This is a genomic window from Chitinophaga cymbidii (genome assembly GCF_007992715.1).
In the GTDB taxonomy this organism is placed as follows: domain Bacteria; phylum Bacteroidota; class Bacteroidia; order Chitinophagales; family Chitinophagaceae; genus Chitinophaga; species Chitinophaga cymbidii.
Map to the genome: position 1 here is coordinate 122,111 of NZ_BKAU01000006.1, position 17,228 is coordinate 139,338.

General features: G+C 53.8%; 16 protein-coding genes and 1 other RNA gene. 13 read left to right on the forward strand and 4 right to left on the reverse strand.

The annotated features are described in order from the left end of the window. Window positions 1–34: 34 nt before the first annotated feature. Entirely contained in the window at window positions 35–814 is a 780-nt protein-coding gene (locus CCY01nite_RS23190) for an ABC transporter substrate-binding protein (RefSeq protein ID WP_146866781.1), read from the reverse strand. A 1-nt stretch (window position 815) separates the two neighbouring features. Continuing rightward, the gene (locus CCY01nite_RS23195; RefSeq protein WP_146866783.1) at window positions 816–2,174 is read right to left on the reverse strand and encodes a pyridoxal-phosphate dependent enzyme; all 1,359 of its coding nucleotides are present in this window, start codon (window positions 2,172–2,174) and stop codon (window positions 816–818) included. A gap of 62 nt (window positions 2,175–2,236) precedes the next feature. Here CCY01nite_RS23195 and bioD point away from each other — a divergent pair, with 62 nt between their 5' ends. The 10 genes from bioD (at window position 2,237) to CCY01nite_RS23245 (ending at window position 11,853) form a co-directional block, all read left to right on the forward strand. Further along, window positions 2,237–2,887 carry a dethiobiotin synthase gene (gene bioD, locus CCY01nite_RS23200; RefSeq protein WP_146866785.1) on the forward strand — a complete coding sequence of 217 codons (651 nt, stop codon included), beginning with the start codon at window positions 2,237–2,239 and terminating at the stop codon, window positions 2,885–2,887. Next, window positions 2,877–3,452, forward strand: a complete 576-nt coding sequence (locus tag CCY01nite_RS23205; protein ID WP_146866787.1) for a 5-formyltetrahydrofolate cyclo-ligase — start codon at window positions 2,877–2,879, stop codon at window positions 3,450–3,452. The genes bioD and CCY01nite_RS23205 overlap by 11 nt, the downstream gene beginning before the upstream one ends. Window positions 3,453–3,525: 73 nt before the next feature. Further along, window positions 3,526–4,599 carry a tetraacyldisaccharide 4'-kinase gene (gene lpxK / locus CCY01nite_RS23210; protein WP_146866789.1) on the forward strand — a complete coding sequence of 358 codons (1,074 nt, stop codon included), beginning with the start codon at window positions 3,526–3,528 and terminating at the stop codon, window positions 4,597–4,599. Between the two features lie 22 nt (window positions 4,600–4,621). After that, the gene (rnr, locus tag CCY01nite_RS23215) at window positions 4,622–6,694 is read left to right on the forward strand and encodes a ribonuclease R (RefSeq protein ID WP_146866791.1); all 2,073 of its coding nucleotides are present in this window, start codon (window positions 4,622–4,624) and stop codon (window positions 6,692–6,694) included. Between the two features lie 13 nt (window positions 6,695–6,707). After that, the gene (locus CCY01nite_RS23220; protein WP_146866793.1) at window positions 6,708–7,679 is read left to right on the forward strand and encodes a polyprenyl synthetase family protein; all 972 of its coding nucleotides are present in this window, start codon (window positions 6,708–6,710) and stop codon (window positions 7,677–7,679) included. A gap of 58 nt (window positions 7,680–7,737) precedes the next feature. Next, window positions 7,738–9,393: an amino acid permease gene (locus CCY01nite_RS23225; protein ID WP_146866795.1), complete on the forward strand. Its 1,656-nt coding sequence runs from the start codon at window positions 7,738–7,740 to the stop codon at window positions 9,391–9,393. A gap of 60 nt (window positions 9,394–9,453) precedes the next feature. Further along, window positions 9,454–9,903, forward strand: a complete 450-nt coding sequence (locus CCY01nite_RS23230) for a DoxX family protein (protein WP_146866797.1) — start codon at window positions 9,454–9,456, stop codon at window positions 9,901–9,903. A gap of 27 nt (window positions 9,904–9,930) precedes the next feature. Beyond that, window positions 9,931–10,950, forward strand: coding sequence for a Smr/MutS family protein (locus CCY01nite_RS23235; RefSeq protein ID WP_146866799.1), 1,020 nt, complete (start codon window positions 9,931–9,933; stop codon window positions 10,948–10,950). Window positions 10,951–10,973: 23 nt separating this feature from the next. After that, window positions 10,974–11,344: RNase P RNA component class A (gene rnpB / locus CCY01nite_RS23240), an RNA gene on the forward strand. 44 nt (window positions 11,345–11,388) lie between these two features. Further along, a complete protein-coding gene (locus CCY01nite_RS23245) occupies window positions 11,389–11,853 on the forward strand; it encodes a DUF4870 domain-containing protein (protein WP_146866801.1) in 465 nt (154 codons plus the stop codon). Window positions 11,854–11,930: 77 nt separating this feature from the next. Here CCY01nite_RS23245 and CCY01nite_RS23250 read toward each other — a convergent pair whose 3' ends face one another. Further along, window positions 11,931–13,505: a S8 family peptidase gene (locus CCY01nite_RS23250; protein WP_222614481.1), complete on the reverse strand. Its 1,575-nt coding sequence runs from the start codon at window positions 13,503–13,505 to the stop codon at window positions 11,931–11,933. 501 nt (window positions 13,506–14,006) lie between these two features. On the opposite strand from CCY01nite_RS23250, the gene CCY01nite_RS23255 reads away from it, so the two are divergent. Beyond that, window positions 14,007–14,576 carry a histidine phosphatase family protein gene (locus CCY01nite_RS23255; protein WP_146866805.1) on the forward strand — a complete coding sequence of 190 codons (570 nt, stop codon included), beginning with the start codon at window positions 14,007–14,009 and terminating at the stop codon, window positions 14,574–14,576. A 100-nt stretch (window positions 14,577–14,676) separates the two neighbouring features. On the opposite strand, the gene amaB is transcribed toward CCY01nite_RS23255, so the two are convergent. Further along, window positions 14,677–16,203: an L-piperidine-6-carboxylate dehydrogenase gene (gene amaB, locus CCY01nite_RS23260; RefSeq protein ID WP_146866807.1), complete on the reverse strand. Its 1,527-nt coding sequence runs from the start codon at window positions 16,201–16,203 to the stop codon at window positions 14,677–14,679. A 49-nt stretch (window positions 16,204–16,252) separates the two neighbouring features. Between amaB and CCY01nite_RS23265 the strand changes: the two genes are divergently transcribed. Next, complete coding sequence (locus CCY01nite_RS23265; protein WP_146866809.1) at window positions 16,253–16,819, forward strand: YeeE/YedE family protein; 567 nt, start codon at window positions 16,253–16,255, stop codon at window positions 16,817–16,819. Further along, a complete protein-coding gene (locus CCY01nite_RS23270) occupies window positions 16,816–17,226 on the forward strand; it encodes a DUF6691 family protein (protein ID WP_246130024.1) in 411 nt (136 codons plus the stop codon). The genes CCY01nite_RS23265 and CCY01nite_RS23270 overlap by 4 nt, the downstream gene beginning before the upstream one ends. Window positions 17,227–17,228: the final 2 nt, after the last annotated feature.

Sequence of the window (17,228 nt, forward strand, 5' to 3'; positions counted from 1 at the left end):
GGAAGGATACGGAGCGGAATGTGCGAAGGTTGCCTTATGATCCCAGTGAGTTGATCAGCTCCTGGAAATACGCGGGGGCGTGCAGCAGGCGGCTGCCGTACCAGGAGAACATTTCGCCGTCTACCAACCGGATCTCCGCATCGGGCAGATATTCCCTGACCTCCGCCACATGTTTCTCTTTGAAAGGGTAAGGCTCGCTGGAAAGCAACACCAGCCTGCAGCCGCTGGCAGCCAGCTGCGCGAGGGATATGGAAGGATAACGGGGAAGATCTTCGAATACATTGCGGAAGCCGCAGGCATGCATCATTTCGTGGATGAAGGTATCGCCGCCGGCGATCATCCAGGGATCGCGCCAGATGAAGTAGGCGGTGGGAATGGTGGTGGGAGCGGGGTGCAGCCGCGCGAACCTTTCCCTGATGGTGGCCGCGATGGCTTGTGCTTTGTCCGTTTTCCGGAGGATATCGCCGATGGAAACGATCATGTTGCAGGCGTTTTCGAGGGACTGGATATCGCTGATCCAGACGGGGAATTTTGCCGCGAGGGTTTCTATCTGCGCGCGTTCGTTCTCTTCTTTATTGGCGATGATGAGGTCTGGTTGTAAAGATGTGATCAGGTCGATGTTCAGCTGCTTGGTGCCGCCCACACGGGTAATGCTGCGGAACCAGCTTTCCGGATGTACGCAGAATTTGGTGATGCCGGTAACGGTGGCGCCGAGGTCGTACAGCAACTCCGTTTGTGAGGGCACCACGGATATGATCCGCTGCGGGGGAGCAGGGATCGTGATGGTACGGCCTAATTGATCGGTGAATAACATATCAGCTTCCGAGCGCCTGGATGATGTCGTATTTCGTAACGATGTGCGCGTTGCCGCTGTCGTCTTTCGTCAATACAGCGCCATTTTCCTTATTGATGTACATCGTCAGTTTTTCGATGGGCGTATCCATAGACACCTGTGGAAACGCTTTCTGCATCACGTTCCTGACGGATGATTCCTTCAGATCAGGCTGATCGATCAGCTTGTTGAAAAGACCGCCTTCGGAAATGGCGCCGATATAATCTCCGTTCCGGGCAACGGGCAGATGCTCGATATCGAATTTCTTCATCTTCGCGATGGCTTCGCTTACGGTTTCGTCCGGCGAGATCGTTACCAGCGGCAGGTTGCGGCGGCTGTTCACAATGTCCTTGACGGTCTTTACATCGAGGAAGCCGCGTTCCATCATCCACTGATCGTTATATACTTTTCCCACATAACGGCTGCCATGATCGTGGAATACCACCACCACTACGTCCGTCGGTTTAAGCCTGCTTTTCAGCTGCACCAGTCCTGCTATGGCAGATCCTGCCGAATAACCCACAAAAATGCCTTCTTCCTTGGCGATGCGCCGGGCCATCACCGCCCCGTCCTTATCTGTCACTTTTTCAAAGTGATCGATGACGCTCATATCGTAGTTCTGCGGCACGAAATCTTCACCGATGCCTTCGGTAATGTAGGGATATACCTCGCTCATGTCCAGCTCGCCGGTTTCATGGAACTTTTTCAGCAGCGAACCGTAGCTGTCGATCGCCCAGACCTGTATGGCGGGATTTTTTTCTTTCAGGAACTTGCCGGTGCCGGTGATAGTACCACCGGTGCCCGTGGCTACTACGAGGTGAGTGATCTTTCCTTCCGTCTGCTCCCATATTTCCGGGCCTGTCTGCTCGTAATGGGCGTCGCGGTTGGCGAGGTTATCGTATTGATTGACGTAAAAAGAATTGGGAATTTCCTTGCTGAGCCTGCGGGAAACGGAGTAGTAGGATTTGGGATCTTCCGGCAGCACATTGGTGGGGCATACGATCACTTCGGCGCCTACGGCTTTGAGGATGTCTACCTTTTCCTTGGATTGTTTATCGGTAGTAGTGAAAATACACTTGTACCCTTTGATCACGGCCGCGAGGGCGAGGCCCATGCCGGTGTTGCCTGACGTGCCTTCAATGATGGTGCCGCCGGGCTTCAGCAATCCCTGTTTTTCGGCTTCTTCCACCATTTTCAGGGCCATGCGGTCTTTGATGGAGTTGCCGGGATTGAAGAATTCCACTTTTGCCAGCACGGTGCAGGGCAGTCCGGATGTTACACGATGCAGTTTTATCAGCGGCGTATGTCCGATCGTTTCCAGTATATTTTCACAGTACTTCATAATCTTGATGCTTGTCAACGAAATTAAGGTAATTGGTTGAATGATGGTTTATATTTGCTTTTATGAACAACATCTTCATCACCGGTATCGGCACAGGCGTAGGTAAAACGATTGCATCGGCCTGTGTTGCGGAAGCGCTCGGCGCTAATTACTGGAAGCCTGTACAGGCGGGCTTGCAGGATGTGACGGATTCCCAGACGCTGCGCGCCCTGCTGAGCGACAACACCCGCGTCAAGGAAGAGCTGTACAGGCTGCGCATGCCTGCTTCCCCGCATCTCGCCGCCGCGCGGGAGGGGATCACCCTGCAGGAAGACCGGATCGTGCAGCGGGCGCAGGAGCTGCAGCAACCGGACGTTCCGCTGGTGATCGAAGGCGCGGGCGGCCTCATGGTGCCACTCAACAAGAAAGTGTTCACCATCGACCTGATCAAAGCCCTCGGCGCCAGGACCATCATCGTTGCACAAAACTACCTCGGCAGCATCAACCATTGCCTGCTGACGGCCATGGCGCTCAGGCAGGCGGAGATACCCGTCATCGGCTGGATCTTCAGCGGCGACCATCATTCCAATGAAGACGATATCGTCGGCTGGAGCCAATACCCGCGTATCGCCCGCATTCCGCGGGTGCGGAAAGTAACCCGTGAATTTGTGAGCATGCAGGCGGAATTGCTGCAACCAGCCCTCCTGCAATACCTTTCCGGTGATGGTCACTAAAAAGGATATACGAAAAGCCTATCTTGCAAAGCGGCTGTCGCTCACGGAAGAAGAGGCGGAAGCGCTGAACAGCGCTTTGCTGGAACAATGCCGGCAACTGCCGCTGGATGATGTGAACATCGCGCACCTGTTCCTGCCCATCGCCACTAAAAAGGAGATCGATACCTATCCGCTGGCGGAGTGGCTGCGGGAGCGGTATCCGGGTTTACAGCTGGCGCTGTCCCGCTCTTACCTCGCCACCGGCGACATGCAGCATTATCTTTGGGAAGCGGATACCCGGCTGGTGCCGAATTCCCTCGGTATCCCGGAGCCGGAAAGCGGCAGGCTGGTGGCGCCGGAAGAGATCGACCTGGTATTTGTGCCGATGTTGGCGTTCGACGAGCAGGGCCACCGCGTAGGATACGGCAAGGGGATGTACGATGCTTTCCTGCGGCAGTGCAGGGACAACGTCCGGAAGATCGGGCTGTGCCTGTTTCCGCCGTTGCCTGCTATTGAAGATGTGTATGAAGGGGACGTGGCGCTGGATGTGGTGGTGACGCCGTTCAGGATCTGGCAGTTTTCATAAAGCATTTACCCGTCGCGCAGCGATACTACCATATGCAGCCGGCAAAACATTATTTAATTTAAACCTGAAGCCAGTGTGGCGCTATCTGAATTATCTGTTATATCCTTTCTCGCTTTTATACGGCCTCGTATTGTGGGTCCGCAACCGTTTATACGATAATGGTATGCTCACAGCCGTGGAATTCGACCTGCCCGTGATCGCCGTGGGCAACCTTTCCGTAGGCGGCACCGGTAAAACGCCGCATGTGGAATACCTGATCCGCCTGCTGAAAGACACCTATCGCACCGCTACCCTCAGCCGCGGCTATAACCGCCGCACGCGGGGCTTTTTGCTTGCCAAAGCGGATTCCACTTCGGCAGACATCGGCGACGAACCCATGCAGTTCCATCAGAAATTCCCGGATATCACCGTTTGCGTGGGAGAGGAAAGGATGCTGGCGGTGCCCCAGCTGCTGGGAGACCGCCCGGAAACACAGGTCATCCTGCTGGACGACGCCTTCCAGCACCGCTCCATCAAACCGGGCATGAACCTGATGGTAACGGATTTCAGCCGCCTTTTCACCCGCGATCACGTGGTGCCCTTCGGCCGCCTGCGTGAAGGCAGAAAAGGTTTTCACCGCGCCAACGCCATCATCGTATCCAAATGCCCGCCGGACCTTTCAGAACCGCGCCGCGCCGCCATCCGGCAGGAGATCGCGCCGCTGCCGCATCAGCGCCTGTTCTTTACCACGTTGCGGTACGGGCAGCCATATGATATGCTGTCAGCATCCGTTCCACCGCCGCCCGCCTCCGCCAGCATCCTCGTTGTATGCGGCATCGCAAGGCCGGAGCCTTTGGTACATCATTTGCTGGAACACTACGCAAACGTTCACCTGCTTTCCTTTCCGGACCATTACTATTACACGCAGAAAGACCTGGACAAGATCAAACTGGAGCTGGACCAGATGGACGGCGGCATAAAACATATCCTCACAACAGAAAAAGATGCCGTACGCCTGCATCTGCTGAAAGAAAATATCGAAGCCATGCAACTGCCCATTGCCGTTGTGCCGGTGGAAGTGCAGTTCCTCTTTAATGAAGCGGATTCATTTAATAGTTATATTTTTGACTACGTTGCTGAGGCCATGTTAGCGGCTGAACAGGAGTAAGCCGGCACCCAAAAAACAAACCATGACAAAAAAGAAGAAACCCAAAAAAGACAGTAGCCAGAAAAAGACCTATAAAGGTATTGTGGATGTCACCCGTTCGGGAATGGCATTTGTGGCTGTGGAAGGATTGACCAGTGATATCCTCGTTAAACAGAAAAATCTCAACACCGCGCTGGACGGCGATGAAGTACTGGTGGACGTGATCCGCCAGGGCCGCAGCATGGGCCGTATGGAAGGCCATGTGACCGATGTGCTGATAAGAAAGAAAACAGAATTTACCGGCACCATCCAGCTCAACAAGAATTTTGCTTTCCTCGTTCCGGAAAAAGGCGCGTTCCTGCCGGACATTTATATTCCCGAAAACTCGCTCAAAGATGCGAAAGACGGCGACAAGGCCGTGGTGAAGATCGTGGCCTGGGGGGAAAAGACCCGCAAGCCGGTAGGGGAGATCATAGAGATACTGGACGCTACGGACACCAACGATCTCGCGATGAAGGAGATCCTCATCGAATGCGGCTTTCCGCTGAATTATCCCGAAGAAGTGATCACCGAACTGGCCGCCATCAAGGAAAAGATCACGGCCGCCGAAGTCAAAAAACGGAAAGACTTCCGCAAAATACTCACCTTCACGATAGACCCGGTGGACGCCAAGGATTTTGACGACGCCATTTCCATCCGCAGGCTGAAAAGTGGTTTGTATGAAGTGGGCGTACACATTGCGGATGTCAGCCATTACGTGCTGCCCGCCACGGCGCTGGATAAAGAGGCAGAGAAACGCGCAACGTCCGTGTACCTGCCGGACCGCGTGCTGCCCATGTTGCCGGAGAAAATATCCAATGAGCTTTGCTCGCTGCGTCCGCATGAAGATAAACTGACCTTCTCCGCCGTTTTCCAGATGAATGAACAGGCGGAGGTCAAACAGTTCTGGCTGGGGCGCACGGTGATCCATTCCGCGCACCGCTTCACCTATGAAGAAGTGCAGGATGTGATTGAAACAGGAGAGGGGCCCTACGAACAGGAAGTGCTGCTGCTGAACAAAATGGCGCAGACCATGCGCGCGAAACGTTTTTCAGAAGGCGCCATCAACTTTTCCTCGCAGGAAGTACGCTTTCAGCTGGATGCCACCGGCAAGCCCATTGGCGTGATGATCAAGGAAAGCAAGGAAGCGCATCAGCTGATCGAAGAGTTCATGCTGCTCGCCAACCGCACGGTGGCGGAATATGTGTCCAAACAGCGGGTGAACCGTCAGCCCGTGCCGTTCCCTTACCGTGTGCACGATACGCCCGATGAGGAAAAAATGCATGTCTTCGCCGTATTCGCCAGCAAATTCGGGCACAAGTTCGATGTGAACACCCCGGAATCCATCGCGAAATCTTTCAACAGCATGCTGCAGCTGGTGCAGGGCAAACCGGAACAGCACGTGCTGGAAACCCTGGGCATCCGCACCATGGCCAAAGCGGTATATACCACCGAGAACATCGGCCACTACGGCCTCGGCTTCATGCAGTACTGCCATTTCACCTCGCCCATCCGGCGTTACCCGGACGTGCTGGTGCACCGCATCCTGGCGCAGTGCCTCGCGGATGAAGTGAAGATAGACAAGCTGCTGGAGAAGCGCTGCAAACATTCGTCGGACATGGAGCGCAAGGCCATGGAAGCCGAGCGCGCGGGCAACAAGTACAAGCAGGTGGAGTACATGCAGCAGTTCCTCGGCGAAGAGTTTGAAGGCGTAATCAGCGGCGTGGCGCATTTCGGTTTCTGGGTGGAAACGGTGGATGCCAAATGCGAAGGATTGGTCAGCCTCCACAACCTGCCCGAAGAATTCAAACATTCAGAATCAGAATACGCACTGATCGGTCAGCAGACCGGCCGGAAATATCGTATAGGCGATAAAGTGAAGATCCGCGTTGTCGCCGCCAACCTGGCAAAGCGCCAACTGGACTATGACCTGGTGGACGGCGGTGCGGCAGACCGCTCCACACAGCGCCGCGCCACAGACCGCTCCACGCAACGCGGCGCCACGAGGGGAAAGCCGAAAGCGAAAACCGGGCAGGCCCGCGGCAGGAAACCTAAAACATCCAGGAAAAAGAAGTAACAAATCATCCGTCATGCATTCATTTAAAGCGCTATCAGAAAAATTTGAATTACAGTTTGGCAAAAGACAATTTCCGGACTTTCCCCCTAACCTCTACGATCCCGCCCAGTACATCCTGGGCATTGGCGGGAAAAGGATCCGGCCGGTATTGACGCTGCTGGGAAATGAACTGTTCGACGAGATACACGCGGATGCCTACCATGCCGCCAACGCCATCGAGCTGTTCCATAACTTCACCCTCATCCATGATGATATTATGGACAAAGCGCCGCTCCGCCGCGGCAAGCCTACCGTGCACACGAAATACAGCGAGCCCGCCGCCATACTGGCCGGCGATGTAATGCTGATCCACTGTTACGATTACCTGAACAAGATACAGCTGCGCCTGCAGCAAAAGGTCACCGTGGTGTTCAATAAAGCCGCCCGCGAAGTTTGCGAAGGGCAGCAGCTGGACATGGACATGGAGCAGATGCGGCCGGAACAGGTGAATTATACGGACTACGTGAACATGATCGCGCTGAAAACATCGGTGCTGCTGGCCGCCAGCCTGCAGCTCGGCGCCATCATCGGCGGCGGCAGCGACGGCAACCAGGGGCATCTGTATGAATTCGGGAAAAACGTGGGCATCGCCTTCCAGATACAGGACGATTATCTCGATGCATTCGGTGACCCGGAAAAATTCGGGAAGCAGCAGGGGGGAGATATCCTTATTAATAAAAAAACATTCCTGCTGCTGAAAGCCCTGGAACTATGCACCCCCGCACAGAAAGCGCACCTCCACGACCTGATGGAGCGGAACCCGGACAACAAAGTGGCCGAAGTGCTGCAGGTTTTCCATGACTGCAAGGTAGACGCCTGGGCGGAAAAGGAAAAAGAACGTTTCTGCAACATCGCGTTCGGGCACCTGGACGATATTGCCGTGCTCTCCAAACGCAAGGAGCCGCTGCGTGAGCTGGCAGATTTTCTCCTGACAAGGCAGCATTGATTAGTCAGAAATGTTATATTTGACCGCGTACACGCATATCAACCACTAAAATCAACGAATGTCCAACTCGCTTTTCAGGAAGAAGTCACTGACCAAAATCCTGCAGGACGCCAGGGAAGGTGTTGCTGATGCTCACGGCAGTTCCGGTTTAAAAAAAGTACTGAACGTACGCGATCTTACGCTGATGGGCGTAGCGGCGGTGATCGGCGCCGGCATCTTTTCCACCATCGGGCAGGCCGCCTATAACGGCGGTCCCGGCGTAATATTCCTTTTCATACTCACGGCCGTTACCTGCGGGTTCACCGCACTTTGCTACGCGGAATTTGCTTCGCGTGTGCCCGTAGCCGGTAGCGCCTATACATATTCATATGTCACCTTCGGTGAACTGGCCGCCTGGATCATCGGATGGGCGCTGATACTCGAATATTCCATCGGTAACATCGTGGTAGCGATCTCCTGGAGCAGCTATTTCAATAATGTGCTCGAAGGCATGAACATCCATCTGCCGGCCTGGCTGACAACGGATTTCCAGACGGCAAAAGCGCAGTTTGAACACGTGACTTCAACAGGCGGAGCGGTAGATACGCTGGCCTGGACCACCGCACCGCTGCTCGGCAGCTGGCGCGTGATCATGAACATACCCGCATTCCTGATCGTGGTCATCATCACCATCGTGGCCTACATCGGCATCCGCGAAAGCAAACGCAGCGCGAACGCCATGGTGGGGCTGAAGATCGTGGTGCTGCTGGTGGTGATCGCCATTGGCGTATTTCATATCAATACGGATAACTGGACGCCCTTTCTGCCCAACCAGTTCGAAGGCGTGCTGAAAGGCGTGTCCGCCGTTTTCTTCGCCTACATCGGTTTCGACGCGATCTCCACCACCGCGGAAGAGAGCGCCAATCCGCAGCGGGACATGCCGCGCGCGATGATCTATTCACTCATCATCTGTACCCTGATCTACGTAGTGATCACGCTGGTGATCACCGGCATGGTGAACTATTCCGAATTCAATCACGTATCAGATCCCCTGGCATATGTATTCGACCAGCTGAACATGGAAAAGGTCGGTTATGTGATCTCCATCAGCGCTGTGGTAGCCGCTACCAGCGTGATCCTCGTGTTCCAGATCGGGCAGCCCCGCATCTGGATGAGCATGAGCCGCGACGGACTGCTGCCGAAGCGCTTTGCCAAAGTGCATCCCAAATACCAGACGCCGGGCTTCTCCACCATAGTAACAGGCTTTATCGTTGCCATACCTTCGCTGTTCGTGGAAAGCGGCATCGTAACGGACCTTACGAGCATCGGCACCCTGTTTGCATTCGTGCTGGTATGTGGCGGCGTGCTGCTATTGCCGAAAGTGGACAAAAGCACAAAAAAGTTCAACCTGCCGTATATCAACGGACAGTTTATTATTCCCGTACTGTTCATCATCTTCTGTTATTTCTTCCGGAAAAAGATCAACCTGGACGTTTTCGACCACGAGCATATCCTGTTCATGATCTTCATTGTGCTCGGCGCTGTTATTTCCGTGCTCACGTTCATTAAGCGTTATTCACTGATACCGGTACTGGGCATGCTTTGCTGCCTGTATCTGATGATAGAGATCCCGGTGAAAAGCTGGCTGGTGTTCTTCGCCTGGATGGGAGGCGGACTGATCGTTTATTTCCTGTACGGTTACTGGAAGAGCAAACTTGCGCCGCAACGCCCGTAAGGCGTTTTTTTCGTACCTTACAGGTAATACACTGCTCTTTGATCATTTAAAACTTATGTTATGAACCTCCTGCAACGCATAGATCGCTGGGGTGAAACGCATCATCCCAAATGGATAGACGGGTTAAGAATTCTGCTCGGACTGGTCCTGATGTGGAAAGGCATACAGTTCGTACAAAACATTGATCTCCTTAAAGCGCGCATTACCGAGCAGCCGTTTCTGACCGTTGTAGCATTCTGGGTGGCGCACCTGATCGTTTTCGCGCATTTCGTTGGCGGCCTGCTGATAGCGCTGGGCATGATCACCCGTGTTGCCGTGATCGCCAATATTCCCATCCTCATAGGCGCGGTATTTTTTGTCAATTCCCCGACCCATTTATTTTCCGTACACTCCGAACTGGCGCTGTCCATCCTGGTGCTGTTCCTTTTGCTGTTCTTCCTGGTAGAGGGCAGCGGCAAACTGTCCGTTGATGACTATATACGGCGTCATCCGGAGAAAACGCCCGTATAAATCAACGTTGTCGTATTTTTGCCTGCTATGAAGTATCAAACAGGCGACAGGATCTTACTGCTGCATTCCAAAGAGGAGGGCACAGTAGTGGATATCATCAATGATAAAATGGTGATGGTAGAGATCAACGGCACCAGCTTCCCGGTGTACCTTGACCAGATAGACTTTCCCTATTTTCACCGCTTTTCGCAGAAAAAGGCGCCATTACCGGCCAAAAGGACCCCGGGTGAGGAAATCCGCCGCGAGAAGCCCGCGCCGGCCGTAAACAAGCCGGAAAAGGGCATGTTCCTCAGCATGCTGCCGGTATTTGAGTTCGACGGAATGGACGATGCCGTGTCTACCCTCAAATTTCACCTGCTGAACGAAACAAAGAGCAGTTACAGCTATCACTTTGAAATATGGCTGAACAATACGCTTTTCCTGGAACTGAAACAGGAAGTGCTACCTTTTCAGCATACCTACCTGGCGGACCTGCAGTTCGATCAGCTGAACGATAAAGCCCGTTTTGAATTCACCTTTGTTCCGAAGGAGCCTGACCTGAAACTGGCGGCCTCTTACCAGAAAACCTGGAAGGTAAAGGCGAAGCAGCTTTTCCAGCAGCTTGCCGAGCTGCAACAGCAGCAGAAAGCCACGATCGATTACCTGTTGTTCGACAAATACCCGCTCCGCCAGGAAAAAGACGTTTACGGTTTCAGTCCGCAGGACCTGAAAAAGCTTTCCACGCTTACCTCTCATCTTTCCATCAAGGATACAACGCCGGTGACCGCAAAGTATGAAGTGGACCTGCATATTGAAAGGCTGACGGATGACTGGAAAGGCTTGACGAACCTGGAAATGCTCGGCATCCAGCTCAATGAGTTCCAGCATTACCTGGACCTGGCCATTTCGCAGCACCAGCGCAGCATGATCGTTATCCACGGCATCGGCTCCGGCAAGCTGCGGGACGAAGTGCATGAGATACTGAAAACGGTGCCGGAAGTGAAGTATTTCGTGAACCAGTATCATCCTTTCTACGGTTACGGGGCTACGGAGATATTTTTTAAGTAACTTTGCAGATTGGTAAAGCCACCCGGTACAGCCGTGCTATCGGCTTTCCGGTAACGGAAGGCAGGAAAGTCCGGACAGCACAGGGCAACGCACCACCTAACGGGTGGGTGCTCCGCGAAAGCGGGGTAACAGACAGTGCCACAGAAAATAACCGCCCCGGTATCCGGGGTAAGGGTGAAAATGTGGGGTAAAAGCCCACGGCAGTAGCAGGTAACTGTTATTGCGGGTAAACCTTGCGTGCTGAAATGCCATGTATACGGTCGTTTGAGGGCTGCCCGTCCGATGACCGAGGGTAGGCAGATACAGGCGTTCCAGTGATGGGCGCCGCAGATAAATGATAGCAGTTCCGGTGCAAACCGGGATACAGAATCCGGCTTATACGCTGTACCGGGTGGTTTTACCTTACTCTTCAACCTTTCAACCCAAATCTTTATCCCCATGGAACAACAACAGCAATTCGAAGAACTCCGCAAACAGCAACAATTAAAAGACGACAGGACCTGGGGCGCGCTCGTGCATCTCGGCGGCCTTATCGGACAGGTACTGATACCCGGTGTGGGCAACATTCTTGGCGCACTCATCATCTGGCTGATGAAACGAAATGAATCTGCTTTTATAGAGCAGGAAGGCAAGGAGGCGATGAACTTCCAGATCACCATCAGCATCATACAGGTGGTGATTACGATCATCAACGGGTTTCAGTGGGGTATCTGGACTTTCGGGCGGGTGCTGAATGGGGAAAATATTTTTAACCAGCCGCATTGGGGATACCAGTTTTTCTCCCTGGTAGGTATTCTGCAATTGCTGTGGCTGGCAAATGTGATCTTTTCGATCATTGCCGCGGTGACGGCGAACAAGGGCACGCATTACCGTTATCCGGTGAGCCTGCGGCTGATCAAATAATTGAGGAGTGCGTTTAACAGAAAAGAGGCTATACCGGTTTTTCGGATATAGCCTCTTTTATTCATACTGATTTTTTCTTAGTCTTTTGACGCGGCCGACATCCTCGCTTTTCTCCTGTTCTCCTTTGCATTCTCGCCTTTTGTTTTTTCGGCGAGCTTCAGCGCTTCGTAAACATTCACAATACCACCGGAAACGGACAGCTCCGAAAAATCGATGGTTTCGTCCTTTGCACCGGGTTTGTTCACCATGTTATCCGGCAGGGGAGAAGCTGTTTTTTCAATGATCTGTTTCAGCTGGCGCGCGCTGAGGTCCGGGTAGTAGGAAAGTATCAGCGCGGCTACGCCGGCCACTACGGGAGAGGCCATGCTGGTGCCGCTGGCGTTGTTGTATTTGTTGCCGCCGGGTACGGTGGAATAGATCTGCACACCGGGCGCGAAAACATCCACTTCTTTCTTTCCATAGTTGGAAAAACCGGCTACTTTGCTGCCGGTGCGGCCGTTGCCGATGGCGCCTACGGTGATCAGGTTATTGGCTTCCTTGCCGTTGTTGTAAGTATCTTTCGGGTAGTTCTCTACTTCGTCGTTATTGGCGCCGTCGTTGCCGGCTGCGTGAACGAGCAGCACGCCTTTTTCTTCCGCGTAACGGATGGCGTCGTCTACCCAGGCTTTCTGCGGGGAGAAGCCTTTACCAAAGCTCATGTTGATGATCTGTGCGCCGTTGTCTACCGCATAGCGGATACCGAGGGCCACGTCTTTATCGCGCTCATCGCCTTCCGGCACTACCTTTACGGCCATGATGCGCACGTTGTCCGCCACCCCGTCGATGCCCACGTTGTTACCGCGCACTGCGGCAATGATGCCGGACACGTGTGTGCCGTGCGTAGCGAACTGTCCCATTACATCCGCGTTGCCATAATACCGGTCGTTGATGTCGCTGAGGTCGTCGCCTACGATGGTGGCGCGTTTGTCCTGCGGCTCCTGGCCGGAGAACTCGGCTTTACGCTTCAGGTCCTTGATGTATTCGGCCAGGTCTGTTTTAAGGGCCTGGTAGGTCATGCCTTCTTCGCCGGTGCTGTTGAGCAGGCGGAGCGCGAAGCTCTTGGCCAGCATCACGTCCTGGTCATTGCTGCGGATCGTGTCCAGCTGCTGCAACGTAAAGTCGGTCGTTTTAAGATATTCGCTGAGGATGGCTTCGCAGTGCAGCAGGTTTTCCTGCACTTTCTGCATCATTTTATAGTTCGCCTTGTTCTGGGAAGATGGCCGTTCGATGCGGTCCTTGAGGCGGGTCCAGTAAGCGAATTCCTTGCTGTCCGGCGCGAGGGCGGAATCAGGATCGATGTACTTTTTTTTCATGCGGAAATATTCCCGGGTAGCTTCGTCCGAATCTTCTTTCACGCTGCTGCCGTCTTTCGCGCCAAGGAAATTCCATCCGTTCACATCATCTACATAACCGTTCCCGTCATCATCAATATTGTTGCCGGGAATCTCTTTCGGGTTGTGCCAGAGGATGGGCTTCAGATCTTCATGCGTAGTGTCGATACCTGAATCGATTACCGCTACGATGACGGTGTGGCTTTTTTTGCCTTCTAATAATTCGCGGTACGCTTTCTCGGCGCCTATTCCATATACACTGTCGGTGTCATAGCTTAGCAATTGCCAGTTTTTCGGAACGGAAATTCTCGATTGGCTGAAATTTTGACCGAAACTTTGCGCAGACGTTAACATTACAACACATGCAACAAGTGCCAGCTCTCTGCAGATAAATCTCATTTTGTATAATTTTCCTATAGATTACAATTCAGGTACCACAATTGGTTAAAAATATGATAAATGCGTTATAACAGGTGTTTTGATGTGGTGAGCGGCGTAGCAGTGTGACCATTGGTCTTCGGAGCACTAGAAAAATAGAGCCCCCTTACTTATCCAGCTACGTTATTCCAGCCATTCCCTGCGCCTTTTGTCATAATCCCCTTCGGGCATCCTGATTATCCCGTACTTTTAAGTTGACCTCAACCATCTTTCTGATCGAGCCCATCAGCCAAATCTCCGGGAAAAGGGCAAAGTTCTGTTTAAAATCGTAAAGCTGCATGGCTTTAACATAAGTTTCACTAATCTGTTGACCATTCTTTTTTTTTACATATTAAATTTTCCGCCATGTCAAAAATCATTTTATTTCTTTTGCTGATGTGGAGCGCCGCGCATGCGGGTGCCGCCACTCATCCCGGCAACACATTTCAAGCCGGCCCCGGTTTTCCGGAAAGCTCCATCACCACATTTATTTTCATCCACTGCGCCGAAACCACCGGCAATGATGAAAAGCTCAGCGCCACCGGTCATGAACAGGCGGGGGCGTTAACGGCTTTCCTGTCGGACATGGAAGTGGCCGCGGTGTATGCGCCTTTTAAAAACTGCCTGGTAGAAACCGTGCAGCCGCTGGCCAGCGCGCAGCGCCGCAAAGTGGAATATTTCCGGGACGCCACTACCGAAGCGCCCGACGCCATGAAGCATATCCTGGATGTGATGATGGAAAAACACAAGGGCAAAACCATTGTGATCTGCGCGCCTGCGGCCAGTATCAAGGTAATGGCGGGCATGCTCGGCATTAAGGAAAAAGCGCTGAAAACGGGCCGGGGAACGTTCAACGAAGTGCTGCTGGTGAACGTCTGGTGGTTCGGAGAAGCAGTAGCACAAAAGTTGAATATGAATTTCCAAAAAAAAGTATAATATTTATACCAGAGAGTGCCAAGCGCACTTTCTCATAAGCATGGTTTCCGTTTAACGAAAAAGCGGGGTTCTCCAACCCCGCTACTTCTCCCCGCAACTGTTACAGGTCAAATTTTATTCCTTGCGCTAATGGTAATTTTGTTGAGTAATTGATGGTGTTGGTCTGCCTTCGCATATAGGCTTTCCACGCATCAGAGCCGCTTTCGCGCCCGCCTCCCGTTTCTTTTTCACCACCGAACGCCCCGCCGATCTCCGCGCCGGAGGTACCGATATTCACGTTCGCAATACCACAGTCAGAGCCTGATTGCGACAGGAACAGCTCTGCTTCGCGGAGGTTCAGCGTCATGATAGCGGAGGAAAGCCCCTGCGGCACGCCGTTCTGTAAAGCGATCGCTTCGTCAAGATCGCTGTACCGGATGAGATAAAGAATGGGCGCGAATGTTTCGTGCTGCACAATGCTGTAGCCGTTCTCCACTTCCGCGATGGCGGGCTTCACGTAGCAGCCGGATTCATAGCCCTGGCCTTCCAGTACGCCGCCTTCCACCAGGAAGCGCCCGCCTTCGGCCTTGCATTTTTCAATGGCGGCGAGGTACATGTCTACCGCCTGTTTGTCTATCAGCGGGCCAACGTGGTGCTGTTCATCCAGCGGGTTGCCGATGCGCAGCTGGCCGTATGCTTTCACGAGCTTGTCTTTAAAGGAATCGTACACGCTGTCGTGGATAATGAGGCGGCGGGTGGAGGTGCAGCGCTGGCCGGCCGTTCCCACGGCGCCAAATACGCAGCCGATGAGGCTCATGTCCAGGTCCGCTTCTTTGGATATGATGATGGCGTTGTTGCCGCCCAGTTCCAGCAGCGCTCTTCCCAAACGTGCTCCCACGGCGGCGCCCACGCTTTTGCCCATGCGGGTGGAGCCGGTGGCGGACACCAGCGGGATGCAGGGATCTTCCGCCATCCAGGCGCCGGCTTCGCGTTCCCCGATGATGAGGCCGGATACGCCTTCGGGCACGCCGTTCGCGGCAAACACTTTCGCGGTGATCTGCTGGCAGGCGATGGCGGTAAGCGGTGTTTTTTCAGAGGGCTTCCAGATGCAGACGTTGCCGCAAACCCAGGCGAGCATGGAATTCCAGCTCCACACCGCCACCGGGAAGTTAAAGGCGGAAATGATGCCGGTGATGCCAAGGGGATGCCATTGTTCATACATCCGGTGGCCGGGCCTTTCAGAGTGCATGGTCAGCCCGTGCAGCTGCCGGCTGAGGCCCACGGCAAAATCACAGATGTCGATCATCTCCTGCACCTCGCCGTATCCTTCCTGCAGGCTTTTCCCCATTTCGTAAGATACAAGCCGGCCGAGCGCTTCCTTGCTGCTTCGCAGGGCTTCGCCTACCTGCCGCACTACTTCGCCACGGCGCGGCGCGGGCCACTGCCGCCATGCCTGGAAGGCTTCCGCCGCTTTTTGCACCACGGCGTCATAGTCACCGCGGGTAGCGGTGCGCACGGCCGCAATGGCCTTTCCGTCTACCGGGGAGCTGGACACAAGCTCCGGCCCGCCGGCTGCCAGCCACTGTGATCCGGTGGACGCACCACTGTTGACTGCTTCGATGTTAAACTGTTTCAGGATGTTTTGCATATCGTTTCAATTTCACTACCGGCATGGCCGATAATTTGTAAATTTAAAAATGAATTTCCTACACCAACCCTGGCCCTGGTATGTTGCCGGGCCATTGATCGGACTGATCGTGCCGCTGTTGCTGCTCATCGGCAACAAAGCCTTCGGCATTTCGTCTTCCCTCCGCCATATCTGCGCTGCCTGCTTTCCCGGCAAAATTCCATTTTTTCAGTATGACTGGAAAAAAGAAAGCTGGAATTTATTTTTCGTAGGCGGCGTTTGCCTCGGCGCGGCCCTTACGCTGGTCTTCTTTTACAACAACCAGCCGGTACAGCTGAACCCCGCCACCATCGCGGCGCTGAAGGCTTCCGGCGTACAGGAGTTCGACGAGCTGATGCCCGGCGATATCTTCAACTGGAGCCGGGTGGCCAGTCCGGCTGGACTGGTATTCTTCATCCTCGGCGGCTTCCTGGTGGGCTTCGGCACCCGGTACGCCGGCGGCTGCACCTCCGGGCATTCCATTATGGGGCTTTCCACGCTTCAGTGGCCTTCCCTGGTGGCGACTATCTGTTTTATGGCCGGTGGTTTCATTATGACGAATCTTGTTTTGCCTCACCTGATGAAATGGTTGTTATGAAAAATGTGAAATACCTGCTGCTGGGCGCCCTGTTCGGCATTATCCTCGTAAAATCGGAGGTGATCTCCTGGTTCCGCATCCAGGAAATGTTCCGCCTGGAATCCTTTCACATGTACGGCGTGATCGGCAGTGCGGTGATAACAGGCATGCTGGGCGTGCTGCTGATCCGCAAATTCAATATCCGCACGCTTTCCGGCGATCCGGTGGTGATCCCTCAAAAAGTATTTACCAAAGGAAATATTTACGGGGGACTGCTGTTCGGACTGGGCTGGGCTATTACGGGCGCCTGTCCTGGGCCTTTGTTCGCGCAGGTGGGCAGCGGTTTTACTGTGGTGATCGTTACGCTGCTCAGCGCTATTGCGGGGACCTGGGTGTACGGGCGGGTGAAGGAGAAGCTGCCGCATTAGGC